The sequence below is a fragment of the Corallococcus sp. CA054B genome (assembly GCF_003611625.1).
GTDB classification, from domain to species: domain Bacteria; phylum Myxococcota; class Myxococcia; order Myxococcales; family Myxococcaceae; genus Corallococcus; species Corallococcus coralloides.
On sequence record NZ_RAVY01000015.1, the window covers coordinates 1 to 23938 of the forward strand.

The 23938-nt window shown below is 70.1% G+C and carries 20 protein-coding genes; 17 read left to right on the forward strand and 3 right to left on the reverse strand.

Annotated elements, in window-relative coordinates:
* Positions 1-335 precede the first annotated feature (335 nt).
* Positions 336-1211, forward strand: coding sequence for a hypothetical protein (locus D7V80_RS06025; protein ID WP_120587294.1), 876 nt, complete (start codon positions 336-338; stop codon positions 1209-1211).
* Positions 1212-1526: 315 nt separating this feature from the next.
* Positions 1527-2516: a sensor histidine kinase gene (locus D7V80_RS06030; RefSeq protein ID WP_120587247.1), complete on the forward strand. Its 990-nt coding sequence runs from the start codon at positions 1527-1529 to the stop codon at positions 2514-2516.
* Here the strand turns inward: D7V80_RS06030 and D7V80_RS06035 are convergent, their stop codons facing one another.
* Entirely contained in the window at positions 2517-3227 is a 711-nt protein-coding gene (locus tag D7V80_RS06035; RefSeq protein ID WP_120587248.1) for a TetR/AcrR family transcriptional regulator, read from the reverse strand.
* 122 nt (positions 3228-3349) lie between these two features.
* On the opposite strand from D7V80_RS06035, the gene D7V80_RS42590 reads away from it, so the two are divergent.
* The 6 genes from D7V80_RS42590 to D7V80_RS06060 all read left to right on the forward strand — a co-directional run bounded on the left by D7V80_RS42590 (position 3350) and on the right by D7V80_RS06060 (position 10925).
* Entirely contained in the window at positions 3350-3766 is a 417-nt protein-coding gene (locus D7V80_RS42590; RefSeq protein WP_233585169.1) for a hypothetical protein, read from the forward strand.
* Positions 3767-4213, forward strand: coding sequence for a sterol desaturase family protein (locus D7V80_RS42595; RefSeq protein WP_233585170.1), 447 nt, complete (start codon positions 3767-3769; stop codon positions 4211-4213).
* A gap of 141 nt (positions 4214-4354) precedes the next feature.
* Positions 4355-5848, forward strand: coding sequence for an FAD/NAD(P)-binding protein (locus tag D7V80_RS43595; protein ID WP_120587249.1), 1494 nt, complete (start codon positions 4355-4357; stop codon positions 5846-5848).
* A 131-nt stretch (positions 5849-5979) separates the two neighbouring features.
* Complete coding sequence (locus tag D7V80_RS06050) at positions 5980-7266, forward strand: hypothetical protein (RefSeq protein WP_120587250.1); 1287 nt, start codon at positions 5980-5982, stop codon at positions 7264-7266.
* 114 nt (positions 7267-7380) lie between these two features.
* Positions 7381-9612 carry a hypothetical protein gene (locus D7V80_RS06055; protein ID WP_120587251.1) on the forward strand — a complete coding sequence of 744 codons (2232 nt, stop codon included), beginning with the start codon at positions 7381-7383 and terminating at the stop codon, positions 9610-9612.
* Positions 9613-9779: 167 nt separating this feature from the next.
* Entirely contained in the window at positions 9780-10925 is a 1146-nt protein-coding gene (locus D7V80_RS06060; protein ID WP_120587252.1) for a bestrophin family protein, read from the forward strand.
* Positions 10926-10937: 12 nt separating this feature from the next.
* On the opposite strand, the gene D7V80_RS06065 is transcribed toward D7V80_RS06060, so the two are convergent.
* Positions 10938-11726: a 2-keto-4-pentenoate hydratase gene (locus D7V80_RS06065; protein WP_120587253.1), complete on the reverse strand. Its 789-nt coding sequence runs from the start codon at positions 11724-11726 to the stop codon at positions 10938-10940.
* A 184-nt stretch (positions 11727-11910) separates the two neighbouring features.
* Here D7V80_RS06065 and D7V80_RS06070 point away from each other — a divergent pair, with 184 nt between their 5' ends.
* The 7 genes from D7V80_RS06070 to D7V80_RS06100 are packed head-to-tail and all read left to right on the forward strand — an operon-like array spanning position 11911 to position 18704.
* A complete protein-coding gene (locus tag D7V80_RS06070) occupies positions 11911-13353 on the forward strand; it encodes an aldehyde dehydrogenase (RefSeq protein WP_120587254.1) in 1443 nt (480 codons plus the stop codon).
* Positions 13354-13369: 16 nt separating this feature from the next.
* A complete protein-coding gene (locus tag D7V80_RS06075) occupies positions 13370-13798 on the forward strand; it encodes a RidA family protein (protein ID WP_120587255.1) in 429 nt (142 codons plus the stop codon).
* A gap of 1 nt (position 13799) precedes the next feature.
* On the forward strand, positions 13800-14324 hold the full coding sequence (gene nbaC / locus D7V80_RS06080) for a 3-hydroxyanthranilate 3,4-dioxygenase (protein ID WP_120526285.1): 525 nt from the start codon (positions 13800-13802) through the stop codon (positions 14322-14324).
* Positions 14321-15337, forward strand: a complete 1017-nt coding sequence (locus tag D7V80_RS06085; RefSeq protein WP_120587256.1) for an amidohydrolase family protein — start codon at positions 14321-14323, stop codon at positions 15335-15337. The genes nbaC and D7V80_RS06085 overlap by 4 nt, the downstream gene beginning before the upstream one ends.
* Entirely contained in the window at positions 15334-16611 is a 1278-nt protein-coding gene (gene kynU / locus D7V80_RS06090; RefSeq protein WP_120587257.1) for a kynureninase, read from the forward strand. The genes D7V80_RS06085 and kynU overlap by 4 nt, the downstream gene beginning before the upstream one ends.
* Entirely contained in the window at positions 16598-17989 is a 1392-nt protein-coding gene (locus tag D7V80_RS06095) for an NAD(P)/FAD-dependent oxidoreductase (protein WP_120587258.1), read from the forward strand. The genes kynU and D7V80_RS06095 overlap by 14 nt, the downstream gene beginning before the upstream one ends.
* Positions 17967-18704: an SDR family oxidoreductase gene (locus D7V80_RS06100; protein WP_014393716.1), complete on the forward strand. Its 738-nt coding sequence runs from the start codon at positions 17967-17969 to the stop codon at positions 18702-18704. The genes D7V80_RS06095 and D7V80_RS06100 overlap by 23 nt, the downstream gene beginning before the upstream one ends.
* On the opposite strand, the gene D7V80_RS06105 is transcribed toward D7V80_RS06100, so the two are convergent.
* Positions 18701-19210 (reverse strand): hypothetical protein, encoded by a 510-nt coding sequence (locus D7V80_RS06105; RefSeq protein WP_120587259.1) that lies wholly within the window; start codon positions 19208-19210, stop codon positions 18701-18703. The genes D7V80_RS06100 and D7V80_RS06105 overlap by 4 nt on opposite strands.
* 591 nt (positions 19211-19801) lie before the next feature.
* Here D7V80_RS06105 and D7V80_RS06110 point away from each other — a divergent pair.
* Positions 19802-20383: a hypothetical protein gene (locus D7V80_RS06110; protein ID WP_120587260.1), complete on the forward strand. Its 582-nt coding sequence runs from the start codon at positions 19802-19804 to the stop codon at positions 20381-20383.
* Positions 20384-20759: 376 nt separating this feature from the next.
* On the forward strand, positions 20760-23924 hold the full coding sequence (locus D7V80_RS06115; protein ID WP_370452464.1) for a TonB-dependent receptor domain-containing protein: 3165 nt from the start codon (positions 20760-20762) through the stop codon (positions 23922-23924).
* Positions 23925-23938 lie beyond the last annotated feature (14 nt).

A 23938-nucleotide genomic window follows, 5' to 3' on the forward strand; every position in this document is an offset into this window, starting at 1 on the left:
CACTCCTCCTCCCCCCGCCGTATCCCACTTGTCGCCTGTGGTCCCATGCCCTTCACCGGCACACGTCTGACCCCGTGAGAATTGGACCCACACCATAATTTTTTGACGAAGACGTATTTATTTTAGATCCTGAATCCGTCACGATTCCCCTGTCTGACAGTTTCAGCACCTTTCTAGCTGAAAGCCTGGACTGCCTGACATTCTGGAAGTCGGACCTCCGACTTCCCTCGAGCGGGAGCCCCTACATGCGCCTCACCCCTGCTTTTCGGCCTGGAAGTGGATGCAGCGAGTGGTGGAACCGAGTTGCCTCACGCCAACCCCTCAAGGCGGTGTTGATGACGGGGGCGCTGTTCGCCCTCGCGGGTTGCGGTGGCGCGATGCCGGAGGATGCCGTGCTGGGGGCTGATCCCGCGTCGGCGGAGCAGGCGCAGCAGGTGGACAACGGGCTGACGGTCAACGGGCTCACCGTCAACGGACTCACCGTCAACGGGCTCACCGTCAACGGGCTCACCGTCAACGGCCTGTCCACGCAGGGCTTCAACGAGTGGTTCAGCCAGAACGCGGACACGGCGCCGATGGTGATGGCGTACATCGTGAAGTGCGCGGTGCCGGAAGGGCAGACGCGCACCTTCCAGTCCACGGCCACCGGGGAGAAGTACACGTGGCCGGGCAACCTGGGCCTGGCGCCGGGCTGGGCGGCGGGCAAGGCCGCGACGGTGACGGAGCAGCAGGCGGTGAGCGCGTGCCTGGCGGCGCACGCGAACAAGTACGGCCTGCACATCGCGCTGTCCGTGCTGGGCCGCACGGCGGAGGGCGCGGCGATTCCCTACTCCGCCGAGGAGCTGTCGCAGTTCAACGCGAGGGAGGCGTGCTTCTTCGGCAACCTCTTCACCAACGACGGCCTGTTCGCGGCGCGCGACCGCGACTTCAGCGCGGCGGAGAGCTCCACGCGCGCGTGCGGCCTGTCGCTGAAGGCGGACTCCTGCGCGCCCATCACCAACATTGGCAGCTGCGCGCAGTTCTGCACCAAGGCGGACCCCAGCCAGCCCTACTACACGCACTGCACGTACAACGGGAAGACGTACCCGGCCATCACCACGCGCGTGAAGCCCACGGAGCTGTTCCGCTGCGGCGACGGCGTGTGCCAGTTCACCGAGCACGCGGGCTCCGGCACCACGGCGGACAGCTGCCGCGCGGACTGCGGCGCCTGAAGCGAAACGCACCTGTGTTGAACCAGTGGTGAAACGCGCTGGCATGGACGACCTCGGCCCCACCCCGGCCGTGTGTCCAGATGCCTCCGGGCGTGCGGTGTTCAACTCCCGCGCGCCCGAATCCCCAGTGGAAAATGACAGTCGGGACGTGAAACCCAAGCGGTGTCCGCTCGACAGCATCACGTACTCGCGCACACCTTGCCGGGCACGGGGCGGCAGTGTTGGATGGTCGTCCACAGGCCGTGCCCGAAAGCAGGGACCCCCGCCCCGAGGAGCGGTGACGGCCGGGGATGGACGTGGGTGGAGCGGGCCGCGATGACGTTACGAGCGAAGGTCGGGCGGTTGGCGGTGATGACGCGGCGGCGGGGCACGCTCCGCCAGGCCTTCGAGCGCCTGGGCCCCGGCCCCGGCGCCAAGGTCCGGTGCGCCGTGGAGACGCCCTGCGCGGACAACCGGCTGTTGGAAGAGACGGTGCACGAGCGCACCGCGGCGCTGGAGGCCGCCAACGCGAAGCTGTCCAGCAGCCTGGAGCAGCTGCACGCGACGCAGACCCAGCTGCTCTTCGCGGACCGGCTCATCGCGCTGGGGCGCATCGCGGCGGGCGTGGGTCATGAAATCAACAACCCGCTGGCCTTCATCCTGAGCAACCTGGAGTACATCCACCAGGAGCTGCAGCAGAAGGAGCGCCTGTCGGAGCAGGACCGGCAGGAGATATTGGAAGCGCTGGCGGAGACGCGCGACGGCGCGGAGCGCATCCGGCTCATCGTGCGCGACCTGCAGACGCTGTCGCGCGCGGAGGACGTGGGCAGCGGGCCCGCGGAGCTGGCCGCGGTGGTGCGCACGGCGGCGAAGATGGCCATGCACGAGCTGCGGCACCGCGCGCGGCTGGTGGTGGAGTGCGACGGCGTGCCGCCGGTGCAGGGCAACGGCTCGCGGCTGGGGCAGGTGTTCTTGAACCTGCTGCTCAACGCGGCGCAGTCCATCCCCCCTGGGAACGCGGAGGGCAACGAGGTGCGCGTGGTGGCGCGCCCCGGAGAGCCCGGCCACGTGCTGGTGGAGGTGCGCGACACCGGCTGCGGCATCGCGCCCGAGCACCGCGAGCGCATCTTCGACCCCTTCTTCACCACCAAGCCGCTGGGCGTGGGCACGGGGCTGGGGCTCGCGGTGTGCCATGGCATCGTCACGTCGCTGGGCGGCACGCTGACGATGGAGAGCGCGCCCGGCCGGGGCAGCGTCTTCCGCGTGACCCTGCCGGTGGCGGGCGCCTTCGTGCAGGCGCAGCGCTCGCAGGCCGACTGGACCTGATCAGCCTCCGCCGGGCGGCTTCACCCCGAGCGACCGCTCCAGCATCCCGCCGAGCACCTCGCGGAACCGCGCGTCCGACGTGGCGTCCGCCGGGCGGCCCATCACGGGCAGCAGCACCTCGCGCGCGAGCAGGAACCACTGCGACGCGCACAGCGCCACCAGCAGCGTCATGTCCACCGTGTCGCGCGAGGGCGGCGGCGTGCCCTGCGCCTGCGCCACGCGGCCTGCCTGGAACTCCAGCGCGTCCGCCAACAGCCGCAGGCCCTGCGCGCGCACGAACGGCATGTGCTCGGCGCGGCCGGTGAGCAGCGCCCACGCCATCAGCCGGCTGTGCTGCCCCTCTTGGACCACGGTGAAGAAGCGCTCGAGCAGCGCTCCGGCGTCGGGCGGCGTGTCCCCCGAGAGCAGGTGCTCCCGGAAGGACGCGGCCAGAAGCTCGTTGCGGCGCAGGAGCACCTCGCGCACCAGGGCCTCGTAGGTGCCGAAGTAGTGCGTGACGAGCGCGTGGCTCACCCCCGCCGCCTTCGCCACCGCCTGCAGCCCCACCCGGTCCGGCCCCTGCTCCACGAGCAGCGGCTCGGCGGCCTGGAGGATGGCCTCGCGCGCCTCCTCCGGGGTGCGCCGCTTCCGGGGCGCGGCGGGCTTCGCGGGACGACGGGGAGCGGAGGTGCGCCGGGCCGGAGCGCGGCCCTGGGGACGCTTGGATGCCATCGCGGCCCATCCTAGCCACCGGGCCCCTCCGTTCAACGCGGATGCCTTATTGTCAGATTTGACAATAACCAGGAACGGGCATTATCCATGGGGTGTCCGGGCAGGCTGGCCCGGGGGGTGTGTTGGCCTTCGCGAGGTCCGTGATGCTGCTGCTGCTGCCCGACAATCCGTCGCTGCCGATGCTGTTCCTGCTCGTCCTGCTCATCTCCGGGACCCTCAAGCTGCTGACGGTGGCGGGCGGCTGGCTGGTGTGGCGTACGCGGCTGGCGGAGCGCTTCCGGGTGTACCGGCGGGAGCTGTCGAAGGGGCAGCTGCGCAGCGAGGCGCTGGCGGCGGCGGGCGTGGTGCTGACGGACGCGGTGCTCATCTGGACCTTCCGGTCCTTCACCGGGCCGCTGACGGCGCCGGCCAGCCTGTCCACGGCGCTGTGGTCGTACGCGTGGATGTTCGTGGGCTTCGAGGTGTGGTTCTACGTGACGCACCGGCTGCTGCACCTGCCGCGCTTCTACCGCTTCCACGCGCAGCACCACGTGGCGTAGGTGACGGAGCCGCTCACCGCGCTGTCGTTCTCCGTGATGGAGCGGGTGGTGCTGCTGGGCGGCGGGCTCAGCATGCACTTCGCGGCCACGCACCTGATGCCGGGCTCGCAGGCCGGCGTCCTGGCCTACATGCTGACCAACTACGTCCTCAACGCGTTCGGGCATGGCAACACGGAGTGGCTGCCGAAGCGCTTCGTGACGTCCTGGGTGGGCCGCGTCCTCTTCACCCCCACGTTCCACGCGCTGCACCACGCCCGCTATCAGGGGCACTACGGGCTGTTCACCGTGGTGCTGGACCGGTGGCTGGGCACCGCGTTCGCCGACTATCCGCGGGTGCATGCGCGCGCCCGTGATGGCGAGGGACTGACCCGCATCGGGGAGCGGCTGGCGGTCGCGCCCCCTGCCCCTTCCCTCCCCGTGGAGCCCGGGGCACGCCAGGCGGTTTGAGGTCCGCCGGGCCCCGCCGTCCCACGGTGGGTTGCGGCGGTGGGCCCGGAGGGCCAGGGGCCGTGGGCCGACGGACAATCCGAGCGGATGATGACGCTCGGGAGGGATGGCATCCGGGGGGGCCGGCCCTAGAATCGCGCGGTGAACTCCCGGCAGGACGTGATCATCATCGGCGCGGGCGCCAGCGGAACACTGCTGGCGGCCTGTCTCTTGCGGGGCGCCCGTTCGCCCCTGCGCGTGGCCCTCGTGGAGCGGGGGGAGCGCCTGGGACGGGGGGTCGCGTACTCCACCCCCAGCGCGCGGCACCTGCTCAATGTGCCGGCGGGCCGCATGAGCGCCTGGATGGACGACCCGGAGCACTTCCTGCGCTGGCTGCGCCTGGAGGCACCGGACACGCCGCCGTCCGCGTTCGCCGAGCGCCGCCGCTATGGCCAGTACCTGGAGTTCGTGCTGAAGGACACCGCCGCCAAGGCCGCGCCGGGCGTCCAGCTGGAGACGCCGCGCGACGAAGTGACCGCGGTGGTGGACACCGGGGACGGCGTGAAGGTGTCGCTCGCGAGCGGCCAGAGCCTGGAGGCGAGGTGCGCGGTGCTGGCGCTGGGCAACGCGATGCCCGCGGACCTGCGCGTGCCGGACGGCGGGCTGTACGCGAGCGCGCGCTACCACCGCTCGCCGTGGGTGCCCGGGGCGCTGGAGGGCATCGGCGCCGGTGAGTCGGTGCTGCTCATCGGCACGGCGCTCACCATGGTGGACACGGTGCTGTCGCTGGGCGAGCGCGAGCATCAGGCCCCCGTGCACGCGCTGTCGCGCCATGGCCTGCTGCCGCACCCGCACCGCGCGCACGGCGCGAAGACGCCCGCGGCGGCGGAGCCCCTGCGCATCCGCGAGCTGTTGCGCTCGGTGCGCCGGGAGATGGACCGCTGTCGCGACGCGGAGACCGCCACGCAGGCCGCGTCCCCTTCCGCGGAGAGCGTGGTGCCGTTCAGCACGCTGCGCGTCCGCGACGTGCTGCGCACGATGCGCCAGGAGGTCGACGCGCAGGCGGCGGCGGGCGCGGACTGGCGCGCGGCGGTGGACTCGCTGCGGCCGGTGACGACGCCCTTGTGGCAGCGGCTGTCGGAGCCGGAGCGGCGGCGGTTCCTGCGCCACCTGCGGGCGTACTGGGAGGTGCACCGCCACCGCATGGCCCCGGAGATCCACGACGTGATGGACGCGTGGCGGCGCGATGGACGGCTGGTGCTCCACTCGGGCCGCGTGCTCCGCTTCGAGCTGGAGCCGGACGCGGTGGCGGTCCACCTGCGTCCCCGGGGTGAGCGCGAGCCCCAGGTGCTGCGCGTGCAGCACGTCATCAACTGCACCGGGCCTGAGTCGAATCCGGCCTCTCACGGCCAGCCTGTCCTGCGTGGCCTGCTGGAGTCGGGACAGGCCCGCGCGGACTCGCTGGGCATGGGGCTGGCGACGGCGCCCGACGGCGCGGTGCTGGACGCACGCGGACAGCCCTCCGCCCACCTCTTCACGCTGGGTCCGACGCGGCGGGGGGACTTGTGGGAGACCACGGCCGTGCCGGAAATCCGTTCGCAGGCGCGCGAGCTGGCGGATCTCCTGCTGCGCCGGTCGGGTGCGGCTGCCCGGTAGAGGACCTGACAGGCGCCATGACCTGAAGGTGGGCCTCCTGCCCGCCAGCCAACGGCGCGCTCCGTGGGAGGCTGTTGGGGTTCCGGCGTTTCGTGCGAGATTCCAGGTCCCCCTCCTGGAGTCCGTCCCCGATGGCCTTGAAGCGCCCCCTCCCCGCCCTCATGGGAGGCGTGTCCCTGTCCGTCCTCGTGAGCCTCGGGGCGCTGGCGCATCAGCACCTGCGCACCGAGGCGCTGGAGGCACGGCTGCTGCGTGAGGTGAACACGCTGACGCACGCGGAGCACCCGCGTCCGGCGCACATCACCGCCACGCGGCCCGGCACCTTCGGGGACGCGATGGTTCCGCTCCTGCCCGCGCTGCTCCAGCAGGCCCGCGCGACGCCAGCTCCCAGCGCGGCGGAGGCCGCGACCCTGGAGGCCGTGACGGAGGGACGCGCTCCGGTGACGGACCTTCCCGCCTCCCGCCTTGAAGCCCTGGAGCAGGGCCTGCCTCTCTTGCGGCAGGTGCTCGCCGCCACCCACGCGGAGTCCGGTGGCCTTCCGGAGGACCTGCGTCCCCTGGCCGGTCCGGAGGTGTCGCGGCGGGACGCGCTGATCCACGCGCTTCGCCACGTGATGGAGGACGCGGCGCTGGAGACGCGGCGGCTCGTCTCGCGGGGGGAAGCGGATCCAGCGGTGGACACGTGCCTGGACACGCTCGCGCTCAGCCGGGAGCTGGCCCTGGGCGGCGGGCTCGTGGGACAGCGGCTGTCCGCGGCCGGCCATGCGCGCGCGTGGCGGGCCTGCGCGGACGCCATCGACGCGGCCTCCCTGTCCCGCAAGCGCCAGGCCATCTCGCAGCTCACCCGGCTGCATGAAGGCTTCCCGCCGGTGTCCCTGACGCTGCACGAGGAGTCCGTCGCCGCGCAGCTCCATGCCTTCCGCGACCTGCTCACCGACGAAGGCCGCGCCGCGCTGCCTCCCACGTGGTTCGACGCGCCCGAACAGCCCTCGGCCCTGTCGCGCCGGCTCCAGTGGCGTCAGTGGGTGGAGGACGCGGACCGCCTCATTGCCGTGGCGGATCAACCTACAGAGGAGCGCCGCCGCTCGCTGGCGGCCCTGGAGGCCTGGAAGGCCGGGGAGTACTTCCGTCAGGCGGAGGCCCCATCGGTGCGCCTGTCGTCCGAGGACCTGGAAGCCATCGAGCTGCGCACGCTGCGCTCCGAGGCCCTCATCGCCCTGGCCGAGGTCGACGTGGTCCACGCGGAGAAGGGCCAGTGGCCGCGCGCGCTCCCCACGCGGACGACGTCGCTGGTGCTGGAGCCCGTGGATGAAACCCGGGTCAGCATCCGCTCGTGCATCCAGGGACTGATGCCCGAGCCGCTGGTGGTGAAGGCGGACGGCGCGCCCGCGCTCCATCAGGTCCACGACGTGCCCTGAACCGGTGGCGCGACTCCCTGGTGGGTCGCTCGCGCCCGCTTCACGTCCGGCCTCCCACGTCGGACCGGCGATGTAGGATGCGGCCTTTCCGTGGACGTCGGGGAGGGAGCCGTCATGTCGTGGAAGCTGGTGCTGCTGGACGAAGTGTCGAAGGTGCTGCCGGATGCGCCGCTCAAGGGTTCGGACATCCGCGTGGAATTGCCGACCGCCAGCTACGCGCTGCCCGCGGGAGAGAAGCTGGGCCCCCTGACGTTCGCGTTCGACGTGTCCGCTCGCGGCTTCATTGAAGGCTATGACGCCCCGGCGGACGTGGACGCGGCGGGCGTGGTGGGCGAGGCCCCCGGCGACGCGACGACGCAGCTGGCACCGGCGCTCGTCTACGGCGGCGACCAGGCGTGGCTCAAGTACGGCGTGGAGGCGCGCGTGAAGGCGGACGTCGGCTTCCCGCTGCCCTATGTGGCGCTCGCGGCCAACGGCGACGTGCGCGTGCTGCTCGCGGACTACCACCGGCACACGCAGGACACGAAGGCGCGCGACGCGCTGAAGAAGAACGCGCCGGAGCTGCGGCTGCCCCTGCTCACGTCGTCGCTGGACAGGCTGGGCGTGGGTGACGCCATCGCCTTCCAGGCGCGCGGCGAGCTGTCCGTCACCGCGACGCTGGACTGGACGGACGTCTACACGTCCAACCTCCAGACGCTGACGAAGCTCCTGTCCGCCAGCACGATGGTCGCCTTCGAGGCCAAGGCGGGCGCCACCGTGTCCGCCAGGGTGAAGGTGGTGGACGACTACGCCGTCGTCTTCTCCCGCCCCGCGGCCGGTCAGGTGCGCGTGCAGGTGAAGAAGGTGGTGGCGCGCGAGGCGGGCGTGACGGCCAGCCTGCACGTGGAGGCGAGCCTCACCGACCCGGCCGCCGTCGTCTCCCAGGTGGAGCACGTGCTCGAAGGGCTCCTGTCGGTGCCGCTGTCCGAGTTCGACTCCCTGATGACGAAGCTGGAAGCGCGCAAGCTGTCGGAGAACGAGACGAAGGTCCTGCGCATCATCCTGGACCGGCTGGGCTTCGGGGAGCTGGAGGCCAACACCACGGCGCTGCGCACGCAGTGGGAGAAGCTCCGCACGGACGTGCGCACGCGCGTCCAGGCCCTGGCCGAGTCCAAGTTCGAGGCGGGCTTCCGCTACGAATACCTGCGCCTGCGCGAGCAGACCACGCTCCTGTCCACCGTGTGCACCGACGCCCAGGCCCGCGTGCTGCACCCGCTGCTGGTGTCCGGACGGATGGACAGCGCGATGCAGCGCGTGCAGGCCGAAGGCATGGCGCTGGAGCAGTGCCTGCTGAAGGAGGTCAACAAGGAGTCCAAGGCCTGGGGCTTCGCCCTGAAGCTGGGCAAGTGGGCGCTGGGCGGCAGCGACACGCGCGAGCTCACCCAGGTGGTGCAGCGCAACAGCCTGGAGAAGGAGTCGCCCCAGCGCGTCTCGTTCCTGGGCGTGCGCAGCTACAAGGGCACGCTGCTCACGCCGTACATGCACTGGACCGCGGACTTCAAGGCGGACATGGCGGAGTTCCGCAAGTCGCCCACCGTGGCGGACCTCGACCTGGGCCTGTACCTGCTCCTGGCCCATGACGCTCGCAAGCTGTCGGACCACGACCTGCGCCAGGCCGTGGACGAGGCCATCGTCTGGGGCGCGCTGGATGACGCCGAGGAGGAGGACGTCCTCAAGCGCATCCGCGACGCCTCCGGCGGCAAGGAGATTGAGACGCGGGTGGAGCTGAAGCTGGACAACCGGACGCTGCGCGACGTCATCACCCACGCGGCGGACCCGGACGCCCACTCCGCGTTCGCTCGCGCGCTGGCCCGGGCCCTGCCCTGGTACGGCGTGCCGTGCCGCGACCGGCCCGCGGTGCGTGAGTCCGTCTACGCGCCCCTGTGGAAGGCGTACCTGGAGCATGACTGGCCCGCCGCCATGGCCGCGAACATGGCCGCCGCGACCCTGAAGAAGAATCCGCTCGTCGGGCACTTCGCGTACGTCGAAGGGCTGCTGGGCAACGGCATGCTGACGTTCGCGGAGGTCATCCAGAAGAACCCCGGCACCGTGTCCAAGTGGCACGACCTGCGCGCGGGCCTGCTGGACCTGCGCAACAGCGAGCAGCGCTCGCCCGCCGTCTTCAAGGGCGCGTTCAAGGCGCTGTCCGAGTCGTGGGCGCAGTCGTTCCACCTGAAGACCACGGGCGCGTTCTTCCTGGAGCTGGCGTCGCGCGGCGGCAACGGCCTGGCCACCGTGGAGCGCACCTTCACCGTGACGGTGCCGGCGACGGGCGCGAGCATCGTCTTCACCAAGTCGCGGGCCTGACGGGCGCACGCGTCCTTCCGTCCGCTTCCGCACGCTCCCCGGGCGTGCGGAGGGGACTTCCGGCCCGGAGGAAGGCGCGAAGGTGACGCGGCGCATTGCCGCGCCTCCGGGGCAGCACTACATCCAGCTCCTCACGCAGCACCCGCGCCGCAGAGGAGCCCCGCGAGATGATCGTCGGTCGGATGCTGTCCTGGCGGATCATCCTTCGCTACACGGGGCGCCCCGTCGTCGTCCACATCGCCCTCGCGCTGGCCATCTCCCTGGGCTACGAGGCGCTGGGCGCCAGGTGGCTGTCGGTGCCGGCGCTGCCGGTGACGCTGCTGGCCGCGGCGCTGGGCGTGCTGCTCGGCTTCCGCAACAACTCCGCCTACGAGCGCTGGTGGGAGGCGCGCACCATCTGGGGCGGGCTGGTGAACGCGTCGCGCACGCTCGCCCGGCAGGTGCTGACCTTCCTGCCCGCGCCCCGCGCCCAGCGCAGCGACGGCACCCCGGAGACGCCCTCCGCCGCGTCCCGACTGGTCCAGGTGGCCGTGCAGCCGGAGGGGCCCGCGCTGGCGCCCGCCTGGTCCAAGGTGGGCGACGGCGCGGTGCGCGACCAGTTCGGCCACGCGCGCGACCTGCGCGGCCCGGGCGCGCCCCGCGCGAACCTGGCCACGTTCCTCCACCCGGGCGTGGAGACACCCCGGGGCATCACCAGCATGTTCGAGGGCATCACCGAGGACGCGCGCGAGCTCGTCTACGCGCAGATCGGTTTCGTGAACGCGCTGCGCTGCCACCTGCGGCGGCAGGACCCCTTCCCGGAAATCACCCCGTTCTTCCGCCCGTCCGTGCTGGAGGCGCTGCGCGTGGAGCAGAACGTGCCCGCCGCCATCCTCTTGTGGATGGGCACGCGCATGCGCCGCATCTACAGCGACATCGAGCACCCGGAGAAGGTCTACATGCGCGTGTCGATGGACGAGACGCTCACGGAGCTCACCAACCACCTGGGCGCGTGCGAGCGCATCAAGAACACGCCCCTGCCCCGCCAGTACGACATCCTCCCGCACGCCATGGTGCGCGCCTACCTGGCCATGCTGCCCCTGGGCGTCGTCGCGGACCTGGGCGTGCTCACGCCGCTGGTCACCGCCATCATCGCGTTCCTCTTCATCGCCCTGGACGCGGTGGGCCGCGACGTGGAGACCCCCTTCGAGGACGCCGTCAGCGACACGCCCATGACGGCGCTGTGCCGCACCATCGAGATCAACCTGCGGCAGATGCTGGGCGAAGCCGAGCTGCCTCCGCCCGTCCAGCCGAAGGACGGCCTGCTGTACTGAGGCGTCGCCGGACTATGGCGCCGCCGTCACCTCCACGGTGCCCAGCCCGTCCACGGACAGGCGCACGTGGTCGCCGGGCTTCATCAGGTACGCGGCGGTGGCCGCGCCGGACAGCACCAGGCTTCCCGCGGGCAGCACCTGGCCGCGCTCCGCGAGCAGCGCGCACAGCTGGATGAGGGACACCACCGGGTCGCCGGAGATGGCGTCCGAGCGCGCCTCGCCCTCCACCTTGCCGTTCACCTCCATGCGCATCTGGAGCTTCGTCAGGTCCAGCTCGCGCGGGGCGCGCTCCAGGGTGCCCGGCACGAACAGCGACGACGACGCGTTGTCCGCCACCACGTCCGGCAGGCTGAAGTACTTGAAGCCCACGAAGCGCGAGTCCAGGACCTCCATGGCCGCGAAGACGGCGTCACACGCGTCCAGCACCTCATCCCGCGTCACGGTGCCCTTGAGCTCCTTCGACGTGCGGAAGGCGATTTCGGGCTCGATGCGCGGGTGGATGCCCGCGCCCACGCTGACCACGCCGCCCGGCTGCACGCGCATCCGGTCCGTGAGCACGCCGAAGATGGGCGAGCCCAGGTTCATCTGCTGGCGCTTCGCCTCCGACGTGAAGCCCATCTTCAGGCCCACCACCCGCTCGCCCTGGGCCTCGCGCAGCCGGATGCCCTCCGCCTGCACCGCGTAGCCATCCGGCACGGTCAGGGTCGGGTGCGCGTGCGACAGGGGCGGCACCTCTCGCCGCTCGCGCCGCGCCGCGTCCAGGATTCCAGCCAGGGCTGCTACATCCACAGTCGAGGTCATGCGCGAATCTTTTCCATGCCCGGCCCGCAATTCCACCAAGGATTCACCTGTGGAGCGGGTCCCGGAGACGCTGGGAGCCAGACGGCCGCGCAAGCGAGCGCCATCCGACGCCGACTGTTCGGAATCCTGGAGGCGGCGGACGGCCGCGACATACATTGCCGCGTCTCCCTGAGGAGGGCGCGCCTTGGAAAAGGTCCTCAACTACATCGGCGGTGAGCTGGTGCCCGCGGCGGGCGGCCAGTGGCTGGACAAGCCGGAGCCCGCGACGGGCCAGCTCTACGCGCACGTGCCGGACTCGCGCGAGGCGGACGTGCAGTCCGCCGTGGAGGCCGCGGGCCGGGCCTTCCCCGCGTGGTCCGCCCTGCCGGCGATGGAGCGCTCGCGGTACCTGCGCCGCATCGCGGGGCTCATCCACGAACGCCTGGACGCCTTCGCGCGGGCGGAGTCCATCGACACGGGCAAGCCGCTGTCGGTGGCCCGCACGGTGGACATCCCGCGCAGCGTGCTCAACTTCGAGTTCTTCGCGGACGCGGCGACGCAGTTCTCCAGCGAAGCGCACCCCATGGACGGCGTGGCGCTCAACTACACGCTGCGCTCGCCGCTGGGCGTGGTGGGCTGCATCTCGCCGTGGAACCTGCCGCTGTACCTGCTCACGTGGAAGATCGCCCCCGCGCTGGCGGCCGGTAACTGCGTGGTGGCCAAGCCGTCGGAGGTGACGCCGATGACGGCCTTCCTCCTGTCGCAGGTGTGCCGCGACGCGGGGATTCCGCCGGGCGTGCTCAACCTGGTGCACGGCCTGGGGCCTCACGTCGGTGGGCCGCTCACGCGCCACCCGGAGGTCAGCGCCATCTCCTTCACCGGCAGCACGCGCACGGGCGCGGAGATCGCCCGCGTGGCCGCGCCCGCGTTCAAGAAGCTGTCGCTGGAGATGGGCGGGAAGAACCCCAACGTCATCTTCGCGGACTGCGACTTCGACGACGCGCTGGCCACCACGCTGCGCTCGTCCTTCGCCAACCAGGGGCAGATCTGCCTGTGCGGCCCGCGCATCTTCGTGCAGCGCTCGCTCTATCCGCGCTTCAAGGAGGCGCTGGTCGCGCGCACGAAGGCCCTCAAGGTGGGCGACCCGCTGGTGGACGGCACGGACCAGGGCGCGCTGGTGTCGCGCGAGCACTTCGAGAAGGTGATGGGCTACATCGCGCTCGCGAAGCAGGAGGGCGGCAACATCCTCACCGGCGGTCAGCGCGCGAGCGTGCCCGGCCGCTGCGCGAACGGCTGGTTCATCGAGCCCACGCTGGTGGAGGGCCTGGCGCCCACGTGCCGCACGAACCAGGAGGAGATTTTCGGCCCGGTGGCGACCATCATGCCCTTCGACGACGAGGAGGAGGTGCTGTCGTGGGCCAACTCCACGCGCTACGGCCTGGCTGGCAGCGTGTGGACGAAGGACCTGGCGCGCGCGCACCGGTTCGCGTCCCGGCTGCACAGCGGCATCGTCTGGGTGAACACCTGGATGCTGCGCGACCTGCGCACGCCGTTTGGCGGGGTGAAGGAGTCCGGCGTGGGCCGCGAGGGCGGCTGGGACGCGCTGCGCTTCTTCACCGAGCCCAAGAACGTCTGCATCAAGCTTTGAGCCTGGAGAGCGACACGTGAGCGCTGGCGAGCGGATCGATTCGAAGAAGGCCCCGGAGCCGGTGGGGCTCTATCCCCACGCGCGCCGTGTGGGAAATCTCTTGTTCCTCTCCGGCGTGGGCCCGCGCGAGCGCGGCAGCAAGGCCATTCCGGGCGTGGAGCTGGACGCGGCGGGGAACATCGTCTCGTACGACATCGAGACGCAGTGCCACTCCGTGTTCCGCAACGTGCGCTCCATCCTGGAGGACGCGGGCTCGTCGTGGGAGCGGCTGGTGGACGTGACGGTGTACCTCACGGACATGAAGCGGGACTTCCCCACGTACAACCGGCTGTGGGCGGAGTACTTCAAGGACAACCCGCCGTGCCGCACCACGCTGGAAATCAACGCGCTGCCCACGCCCATCGCGATTGAACTCAAGTGCATCGCCACCATTGGAGACGAGTGACATGGGCCGACTGACCCCCATCAACTTCAAGAAGTGGATCGACGAGCACCGCCCCCTGCTCAAGCCGCCCGTGGGCAACCAGCAGGTGTGGGCGGACCGGGACTTCATGGTCACGGTGGTGGGCGGGCCCAACTCGCGCACGGACTTCCACGTCAACGAGGGCGAGGAGTTCTTCTACCAGCTGGAGGGCGACATCACCCTGCGCGTCATCGACGAGGGGCAGGTGCAGGACGTCCCCATCCGCGAGGGCGAGATCTTCCTCTTGCCCCCCAAGGTGCCGCACTCGCCGCAGCGGCCCGCGGGCACCATCGGGCTGGTGCTGGAGCGCCGCCGCCAGCCGCAGGAACTGGATTCGTTCCTGTGGCTGTGCCCGAAGTGCGGCGAGAAGCTCTATGAGGAGTCGCTGCACGTCACCAACCTGGTGACGCAGCTGCCACCGGTGTTCGAGCACTTCTACGGCAACCCTGACAACTGCACGTGCAAGAAGTGCGGCACGAAGGTGACGCGGGGTGGTGCGCCCCAGTGAAGGTCGACATCCACACGCACCTCCTCCCCCCGGAGTTTCCCCGCTTCGCCGAGCGCTTCGGCTACGGCGGCTTCATCACGCTGGACCACCACGCGCCCTGCCGCGCGCGGATGCTGCGGGACGACGGGAAGTTCTTCCGCGAGATTGAGAGCAACTGCTGGGACCCCAAGCAGCGCGTCACCGAGTGCGACGCGCACGGCGTCCAGGTGCAGGTGCTGTCCACGGTGCCGGTGCTGTTCAGCTACTGGGCGAAGCCGCAGGACGGCCTGGAGGTGGCGCGCTTCCTCAACGACCACCTGGCCGGCGCGGTGGCGACGGCGCCCAAGCGCTTCGTGGGCCTGGGCACGGTGCCGCTCCAATCCACCGACCTGGCGGTCAAGGAACTGGAGCGCTGCGTGCGCACGCTCGGGTTCGCGGGCGTGCAGATTGGCAGCCACGTCAATGACCTGAACCTGTCCGACCCGGCCCTCTTCCCCTTCTTCCAGGCGGCGAGCGACCTGGGCGCGGCCGTCTTCGTGCACCCGTGGGACATGATGGGTGAGGCGAAGATGACGAAGTACTGGCTGCCGTGGCTGGTGGGGATGCCGGCGGAGGTGTCGCTGGCCATCTGCTCGCTCATCTTCGGCGGGGTGATGGAGCGGCTGCCGAAGCTGCGGCTCGCGTTCGCGCACGGCGGCGGCGCGTTCCCCGGCACGCTGGGCCGCATCCAGCACGGCTTCGAAGTGCGCCCGGACCTGGTGGCGGTGGACAACAAGGTCGCGCCGCGCGACTACCTGGGAAGGTTCTGGGTGGACTCGCTGGTGCACGACGCGGAGACGCTGCGCTCCATCGTGAAGCTGTTCGGCGCGGACAAGGTGGCGCTGGGCAGTGACTACCCCTTCCCGCTGGGCGAGGAGCGGCCCGGCACGCTCATCGAGTCGCTGACGGACCTGGCGCCTTCCGTGCGCGAGCGGCTGCTCTCCCGCAATGCCCTGGAGTGGCTGGGGCGCTCGCACGAGGACTTCGCACCATGACGGCCCCTGTCTACGAGAACACGGATGTGTTCGCCTACGGTCTGGACGCAGCGGATCCGCTGAGGCCCCTGCGCGACGAGTTCCTCTTCCCCCCCGCCCCCTCCGGCGCGCCGGCCATCTACCTGGCGGGCAATTCGCTGGGGCTGCAGCCGCGCAAGGCGCGCAAGTACGTGCAGATGGAGATGGAGGACTGGGAGCGGCTGGGCGTGGAGGGCCACGTGCACGGCCGCCACCCGTGGCTGCCCTACCACGAGCAGCTCACCGACATGGTGGCGCGGGTGGTGGGCGCGCAGCCCATTGAAGTCGTGGTGATGAACACCCTGTCGGTGAACCTGCACCTGATGATGGTGTCGTTCTACCGGCCCACGCGTGAGCGCTTCAAAATCCTGATTGAAGGCGGCGCCTTCCCGTCGGACCAGTACGCGGTGGCGTCGCAGGCGCGCTTCCACGGCTACGACCCGAAGGAGGCCATCGTCCGGCTGATGCCCCGCGAGGGCGAGGACACGCTGCGCTCCGAGGACATCCTGGAGGCCATCGAGCGGCACGGGAAGGAGCTCGCGCTGGTGATGCTGGGCAGCGTGAACTACCTCACCGGACAGGCGTTCGACCTGCGCGAGATTACGCGCGTGGCGCACGCGCAGGGCTGCAAGGTGGGCTTCGACCTGGCGCACGCGGCGGGCAACCTGAAGCTGTCGCTGCACGACGACGGGCCGGACTTCGCGGTGTGGTGTTCGTACAAGTACCTCAACGGCGGACCGGGCAGCCTGGGCGGCGTGTTCGTGCACGAGCGCCACGCGCATTCGCCCCAGCTGCCGCGCTTCGAGGGCTGGTGGGGGCACAACAAGGCCACGCGCTTCGAGATGGGCCCCACCTTCGACCCGCTGCCGGGCGCGGAGGGGTGGCAGCTGTCCAACCCGCCCATCTTCCAGCTGGCGGCGCTGCGCTCGTCGCTGGAGCTGTTCGACAGGGCGACGATGGCGGCCTTGCGCACCAAGAGCGACCAACTGACGGGCTACCTGGAGTTCCTGCTGGACCGGCTGCCCGCGGGCTACGTCTCCATCACCACGCCGCGAGACCTGAAGCAGCGCGGGGCGCAGCTGTCCCTGCGCTTCAAGGGCGAGCCGAAGCGGCTGCTCCAGCGGCTGGCCGCGGCCGGCATCATCTGCGACTTCCGCGAGCCGGACATCATCCGCGCCGCGCCCACGCCCCTCTACAACACGTACCTGGACGTCTTCCGCTTCGTGAAGGCGCTGGAGGCCCATGCCCTCGAATGAGTCGAAGCTGACGGTGGTGGGAGCGGGCCTGGTGGGGTCGCTGCTCTCGCTGTACCTGGCCCGCCGGGGTCACACGGTGGAGGTGCTGGAGCGCCGGGCGGACATGCGCCGCGAGACGCTGGACGCGGGGCGCTCCATCAACCTGGCCATCTCCACGCGCGGCCTGCACGCCCTGCGGCAGGTGGGCCTGGAGGAGGAGGCGCTGAAGCACGCCATCCCCATGCGCGGGCGCGTCATCCACCCGGTGAAGGGCGAGCTGGCCTTCCAGCCGTATGGGAAGGATGACTCGCAGCACATCAATTCCATTTCGCGCGGCTGGCTGAACAAGTTCCTGATGACACAGGCGGAAGGGACGGGCCGCGTGTCCATCCGCTTCCGTCAGCGGGTGACGCAGGCCGACCCGGCGGCGGGGGCGCTCACGGTGCTGGACGAAGCCACGGGCGCGACGCGCGAGGTGCGCGACGCGGTGGTGTTCGGCACGGACGGCTCCGGTTCAGCGGTGCGGCAGGCGCTGCAATCGCAGACGGGTTCCCAGGCGGACTCGCAGACGCTGGGACATGGCTACAAGGAGCTGACGATTCCGCCGGGCGAGGGCGGGCGCTTCCAGATGGAGAAGCACGCGCTGCACATCTGGCCGCGCGGCACGTACATGCTCATCGCGCTGCCGAATGAAGACGGCAGCTTCACGTGCACCCTGTTCCTGCCGTGGGAGGGGCCGGTGAGCTTCGCGTCGCTCCAGACGCCCGCCGCGCTGGAGGCGTTCTTCCAGGAGCAGTTCCCGGACGCGAAGGCGCTGATTCCGGGGCTGGTGGAGGAGTTCTTCTCCCGGCCCACCGGGCAGATGGTGACGGTGAAGTGCGCGCCGTGGCACGCGGGAGGAAGCACGCTGCTGCTGGGAGACGCGGCGCACGCCATCGTGCCGTTCTACGGACAGGGAATGAACTGCGGCTTCGAGGACTGCGTGGTGCTGGACGCGCTCTTGTCGAAGCAGACGGACTGGGCGGCGGCGTTCCGTGAGTTCGAGCGGCTGCGCAAGACGAACGCGGACGCCATCGCGGACATGGCGGTGGAGAACTTCATCGAGATGCGCGACAGCACCGCGGATCCGCGCTTCCTGTTGGAGAAGGGCGTGGAGAAGGTGCTGCTCAACGCGTTCCCGGGCGAGTTCGTCAGCCGCTACACGCTGGTGAGCTTCAGCCGGGTGCCCTACCGGTTGGCTTACGGCGTGGGCTCCATCGCGGGCGGCATCGTGTCGGAGCTGGCGAAGGACTTGAAGCGGCCGGACGACGTGGACCTGGACCGGGCGGCGAAGCTGATTCGCGGCCGGCTGACCCCTTTCATGGAGGAGCACGCGGATGGATTTCGGCTTGAAGGGTAGGCGGGCGCTGGTGACGGGCGCGTCGTCGGGGCTGGGGCGCGCCATCGCGGACACGCTGGTGAAGGAGCGCGCGACGGTGGCGGTGTCCTCGCGAGGCGGGGAGAAGCTCCAGAAGGCGGCGAAGGAGCTGGGCGCGGCGCTGGCGGTGCCGTGTGATTTGACTCAAGCCGGGGCCGCGCGCGGGCTGGTGCGCGAGGTGACGCAGAAGCTGGGCGGCCTGGACGTGCTGGTGGTGAACGCGGGAGGCCCGCCGTCCGGAGGCTTCGAGGCCATCACGGTGGAGCAATGGCAGACAGGGTTCCAGAGCCTGTGGCTGGCCACGGTGGATGCGATTCAAGAAGCGCTGCCGGGCATGAAGGCACAGGGCTGGGGCCGCATCGTGCTGGTGACGTCCACTGCGGCGCGCGAGGCGATGAACAACCTCACGGTGTCCAACGGCCTGCGTGCGGGCTTGCTGGGGCTGGTGAAGAGCCTGAGCAATGAAGTGGCGCCGTATGGCATCACGGTGAACGCGGCGCTGCCGGGCTACCACGCGACGGACCGGATGAAGGACCTGGGCCTGTCCGACGAGAAGGTGGCGCCGAACATCCCCGCGCGGCGGCTGGGGAGGCCGGAGGAGTTCGCGGCGCTGGTGACGTTCCTGGCGTCGGAGCCGGCCGCGTACATCAGCGGCCAGTCCATCGCCTGCGACGGTGGAGCGCTGCGGGGCTTCTAGGGTCCCATGTGCACAATCAGGTAGAGCAGGCCCGCGCCGGTCCCCACGGACACGCCCACGGCCCACACCGCGGCTGAAGAGATGGCTCGCAGCAGTCCGTAGGCGCCCAACAGCGCCGCGGACACGAGCCATCCGCCGAGGAAGCTGGACACGAACACGAGCGGCGTGAGCGCGTACGACACCTCGCAGCTCGAGCCCAAGCACTCGCCGAACGGCAGTGGCAGTGCGAGTTTGTCGAGGACGACGGCCGTCGCGCCGAGCCCCGAGAGCAGCGCCCCCGCCAACGACAGCCACCGCCAGGCGCTTCCGGAGAGCGTGAAGGCGCCCTCATTCCGCCAGCGTGGCGCCCGGCGCAAGGTGACGATGACGAGGGCCAGCAGGCCCAGTCCCAGACCCAACGCCACTGGGAGCGCGGCGACGCCACGGAACGCCGTTGCCAGCATCGACAGACCGAAGAGAAAGGAGCCGAGGCACAGGGCCGCGAAGAGCGCGAGGCGTGAGGTCATCCGGGCGTTTATATGCCGATTCAGCCGCGTCGCTCAGCGGACAGCCTGCCCCCTGAGCCGATGGAGCCTTGAGAGGATTCCGAAGTGACGTCGGCGGTCTTCCGGGGGGAAGGCCATGGACGCGACGAGACAGGCGGCATGTCTGGGAATGGCGTGGCTGCTCACGGGCTGCGCGACAGGGACTGGGACCGTGGTGGAGGGGAGCCTCCAGCCCCGGCACTTCCGGTTCGTCACGGTCGTTGAACAGACAGAGCCAGGGCCAGGAGGCTGGAGAGAGGCCTGTGTCCATGTTCCGCTACGGCGTGACACGGGAGAAATCTTCAAGTGTACGCTGGGCATCGGGATGCCCCTGGAGACAAAAGCGTTGGGACCCCTTCCGCGGGAACTAGCCCAGCGCATCTCAGCGGACTGCGCGAACCTGGCGGCCCAGACTGTGTTCAGTTCGACCACGCCTGTCACAGCACTAGGGCTTGCCTGCAATCAGTTCAGGGACACCTTCACCCTGGCACTCGGTGGTGCGGTCCGGGGCTCACGGGTTGCTCCGACGTGTCACGAGGCCACCAGTTCCATGGGGGCCGGAGGCCGGAAGCCATGACACCTTCCGCGGAAGACCTGCTCGCGGTTGCTCGGCGCTACTGGGGGGCCGAGCTGTCCTATGTCTTCCGTCAGGAGCCCAGTTCCGAGGATCTTCGCTACGAGGCCCTCTGGGAGGTGAAGAATTCGGAAAGACCCCGCTGGGGGGCGTTTGTGAAGACGCTTCGAGAAGCACTTCCCGGCTGCGATGCCAGGGACTACACGCCGCCCCTGGCGAACCCCAGCTTTGGCGCTCTCGTCTATCCCCCCTACGAGCGCATCATGAGCCGGCCTCAGTTCATCTGGACCGTCGCCGGCTATCTCAGCATCCTGGCCCCGGTCTACACGGTGCACTGCGTTCGGCATCAATACGTGGGGAAGCGCTGTCTGGACTCCAAGGTGTTCCTGGGGCCCATTCCCTTGGAACTGCGAAGCATCGCGGAGGTCGTCGCGCAGCGCATCGAGGCGAACTACGGCGCCACGGCGCTCCCCCTCGAAGTCGCCCAGACGCCCGTTCCGCTCTACGTCAACTTCATGAAGCCGCCGGAGACCACGCTCTTCCACGCGCTCTTCACTTCGGAGCCCTGGAACATCCCCTGAGCGCTTCCATGCGCCCAGCATCAGGAAGAGCACGAAGCCGAAGGCCGCCGTGCCCGCGAGCACGCCCTGCACGGCCACCAGCGCCCTTGCCGCAATGCTCCGGCGTGGAGAAGGTCGTGAGTTCACCCGGGCCGATGGCGCAGGGGATGGAAGCCGCGTCCGTCCCGCAGGCTATCGAACTGCCCGTGCGCCTCCCCCTCACTCCGCGCGGACACAGTCTGCTGACGCAGCGAGCCAGCCGTTTTCCGCTCTGACGGCAAAGTCTTTTTGATTTGGGCTGGTGGATTTCTCACGTTTTGCGACAAAGTTCGCCCCCTTCGCCGGGAGGGGCGCAGACGTGTCCAGACGAATCCGTTTCATCCGTGGGCTGTGGCTCATGGTCGTGTTGTGGGGAGCCGGGGCCTGGGCCCAGGGCAACTCGGTCATCACCGGGACCCTGACGAACGCGCTCGACAAGAAGCCCCTGGTGGACGTCGTGGTCACCGCCACCTCGGCCCAGTTGCAGGGCGAGCGCACGGTCCTCACCGACAAGAGCGGCCTGTACCGCATCCCCCAGCTTCCGCCGGGCACGTACACGCTGCGCTTCGAGGCCCAGGGCTACCAGCCCTATGCCCGCGACGGCATCCTGCTGAGGATCGACCGCACCATCCGCTTCAACGCGGAGCTGGCGCCGGACAACCTGAGTTCCGACGTCGAGGTCGTCGGCTCTCCGCCCACCCTGGACGTGGGCTCCAGCGCCGCGGGCGTCACCGTGGACCAGGACTTCATCCGCAACATCGCCGTCATCCGGCCCGGCACCAAGGGCTCCGCGTCCCGCTCCTTTGAAGGCCTGGCGGAGCTCGCCCCCGGCGCCAGCGAGGACCGCTACGGCGTGAGCATCAGCGGCAGCTCGTCCCCTGAGAGCCAGTACGTCGTGGACGGCCTGTCCGTGAACGACCCCGGCGTGGGCACGCTGGGCACGCCCCTGTCCGTGGAGTTCGTGAAGGAGGTCAACATCATCACCGGCGGCTACATGCCGGAGTACGGCCGCTCCACCGGCGGCGTGCTCAACGTCGTCACCAAGTCCGGCTCCAATGAGTTCCACGGCTCGGTGTTCGCCAACTACGCGCCCGGCGCGTTCCAGACGTCCGGCAAGGAGATCCTCCGCGAGGGCAGCGTCATCTCCGCGCAGGGCAGCGCCCACAACCTGGGCGACTTCGGCTTCGACCTGGGCGGCCCCCTCCTCAAGGACAAGCTCTGGTTCTACGTGGGCGTCGCGCCGTCCTTCAACCGCATCCAGGTGAACCGCCAGCTCAGCAGCTACGAGCTGTGCTCGGAGGTGGACCCCGCCAACGGCTGCACCGCCGTGGGCGCGCGCCGCAAGGACCCCACCACCGGCTTCTCCCAGGTGAGCCCCATCGAAGGCAGCCGCACCAGCCGCTTCGCCGACGAGCGCAGCGTGCAGTACCTGGGCAAGCTCACCTACAACTTCAACCCGGACCACAGCCTGTCCGTGTCCGTGTTCGGCACGCCCCGCTCTTCCGGCGGCAGCGGCAAGTACTCCTTCAGCGACGACGGCGAGCCGGAGGTGTGCACCAGCCTGTCGTGCACCAGCTTCGTGCAGGGCTCGTATGAATCCATCGCCACCCGGCGCAGCAACAGCGCCATGGACATCGTGGCGAAGCAGGCGTCGTCCTTCTTCGACAAGAAGCTGCTCGTGGACGCGACGCTCGGCTGGCACCACCAGGCGGACTCCATCCTCCCGTCGGACGGCTCGGACCTGGGCTCCGGCGTGGGCCTGGACGCGAAGCCCCGCATCTCGTGGACCCGCAACCGGAACCCCGGCTACCACACCATCAACGAGTTCGAGTCGCTTCCCTCCGCGGACGCCTGTGGCACCACGCCCGAGGAGCAGCGGCTGCGCTGCCCCGTGACGGGCTATTCCACCGGCGGCCCCGGCACCATCAGCGTCCAGCGGCTGGACCGCGTGCAGGGCAAGGTGATGGGCACGTACCTGCTGGAGGCCCTGGGCCACCACATCCTCAAGGCCGGCGCGGACATCGAGCGGATGAGCTTCTACAACAACCGCGCGCGCACCGGCTTCACGCACTGGCAGGAGTGCACCGGCGGCGACTGCTTCTTCACCCTCAACCAGTACGGCTACCTGGCGGCCCCGGACCTGCCGGTGTTCCTGCCCAACAAGGAAGGCACCTCCACGTCCACCACCGTGGGCGGCTTCCTCCAGGACAGCTGGTCCGTCATGGACAAGGTCACCGTCAACGTGGGCCTGCGCTACGACGTGCAGACCATCTACGGCCTGGACGGCGAGGTGGGCCTGCACCTGCCCAACCAGTGGTCCCCGCGCCTGGGCGTCATCTACGACCCGACGCAGAGTGGCCGCGCCAAGCTCTTCGCCAACTTCGCGCGCTTCTTCGAGAACGTCCCCCTGGACATGGCGGACCTGTCCTTCCCGCAGCAGCAGCTGCTCTCCGCCACCTACGACTCGCCCCCGTGCCACCCCTCCCGTGAGGATTCGCTGCTCGGGGACTGCACCCAGAACGCCAACCGCCAGCCCATTGGCAACCGCGAGAGCCCCAACCAGCTGTGGGACGCGCAGGGCGGCGACCGCGTGCCGGCGGACCCCCAGATTCGCGCCCAGTCCGCGGACGAGTTCGTGGTGGGCGGCGAGTACGAGCTCTTCACCGCGAGCCGCCTGGGCGCCACGTACACCCGGCGCTACCTCAACGACGTCATCGAGGACATGAGCCGCGACGACGGCAGCACCTTCTTCCTGGGCAACCCGGGCAAGGGCTACTCCACGGACTTCCCGCTGGCGAAGCGCGAGTACGACGCGGTGAACCTCTACTTCCAGCGCGCCTTCACCAACGGGTGGCTGGCCCAGGCCAGCTACACCTGGTCCAACCTGCGCGGGAACTACTCCGGCCTGTTCCGCGCGGACACCGGCCAGCTGTCCCCCAACCTCACGCGCGACTTCGACCTGGTGTCCCTCACCGTCAACCGCGAGGGACAGCTGCCCGGGGACCGCACGCATTCCTTCAAGGTGTTCGCCGCGAAGGAGCTGGTGCTGGGGCCGTCCACCAGCATCAACGTGGGCGGCAACTACCGGGCGCGCTCCGGCACGCCGCTCAACTACCTGGGCCTGCACCCGCGCCGCAGCGGCTCGGAGACGTTCATCCTGCCGCGCGGCAGCGCGGGCCGGCTGCCCTGGGTGCACGGCGTGGACGGGCACGTGGGCCTCAACCAGCGGCTGGTGAAGGACTACGTCCTCACGGTGTCCCTGGACGTGTTCAACCTCTTCAACTTCCAGCAGTACACGGACGTGGACCAGACCTTCGCCACCACGCGCGTGTACCCCATCGAGCAGGGCGGCAAGCCGGACGACCTCACCGCCTGCCTCCGCGAGAACAACCCCAACTGCAAGGTCATCTCCACCGCCACGGGACTGCCCATCGGCGTGCAGGACATCAACCCCAACTTCAAGCGGCCCACCGCCTACCAGGCCCCGCGCTCCATCCGCCTGGGCGCGAAGCTCAGCTTCTAGGCCCAAGCCCATGA

Excerpts from the sequence above, each read along its gene's own strand:
- D7V80_RS06025 (WP_120587294.1), top strand. The coding sequence starts at position 336 with ATGACGGGGGCGCTGTTCGCCCTCGCGGGTTGCGGTGGCGCGATGCCG.
- D7V80_RS06030 (WP_120587247.1), top strand. The coding sequence starts at position 1,527 with ATGACGTTACGAGCGAAGGTCGGGCGGTTGGCGGTGATGACGCGGCGG.
- D7V80_RS06035 (WP_120587248.1), bottom strand. The coding sequence starts at position 3,227 with ATGGCATCCAAGCGTCCCCAGGGCCGCGCTCCGGCCCGGCGCACCTCC.
- D7V80_RS06050 (WP_120587250.1), top strand. The coding sequence starts at position 5,980 with ATGGCCTTGAAGCGCCCCCTCCCCGCCCTCATGGGAGGCGTGTCCCTG.
- D7V80_RS06055 (WP_120587251.1), top strand. The coding sequence starts at position 7,381 with ATGTCGTGGAAGCTGGTGCTGCTGGACGAAGTGTCGAAGGTGCTGCCG.
- D7V80_RS06060 (WP_120587252.1), top strand. The coding sequence starts at position 9,780 with ATGATCGTCGGTCGGATGCTGTCCTGGCGGATCATCCTTCGCTACACG.
- D7V80_RS06065 (WP_120587253.1), bottom strand. The coding sequence starts at position 11,726 with ATGACCTCGACTGTGGATGTAGCAGCCCTGGCTGGAATCCTGGACGCG.
- nbaC (WP_120526285.1), top strand. The coding sequence starts at position 13,800 with ATGGGCCGACTGACCCCCATCAACTTCAAGAAGTGGATCGACGAGCAC.
- kynU (WP_120587257.1), top strand. The coding sequence starts at position 15,334 with ATGACGGCCCCTGTCTACGAGAACACGGATGTGTTCGCCTACGGTCTG.
- D7V80_RS06095 (WP_120587258.1), top strand. The coding sequence starts at position 16,598 with ATGCCCTCGAATGAGTCGAAGCTGACGGTGGTGGGAGCGGGCCTGGTG.
- D7V80_RS06100 (WP_014393716.1), top strand. The coding sequence starts at position 17,967 with ATGGATTTCGGCTTGAAGGGTAGGCGGGCGCTGGTGACGGGCGCGTCG.
- D7V80_RS06105 (WP_120587259.1), bottom strand. The coding sequence starts at position 19,210 with ATGACCTCACGCCTCGCGCTCTTCGCGGCCCTGTGCCTCGGCTCCTTT.
- D7V80_RS06110 (WP_120587260.1), top strand. The coding sequence starts at position 19,802 with ATGACACCTTCCGCGGAAGACCTGCTCGCGGTTGCTCGGCGCTACTGG.
- D7V80_RS06115 (WP_370452464.1), top strand. The coding sequence starts at position 20,760 with ATGGTCGTGTTGTGGGGAGCCGGGGCCTGGGCCCAGGGCAACTCGGTC.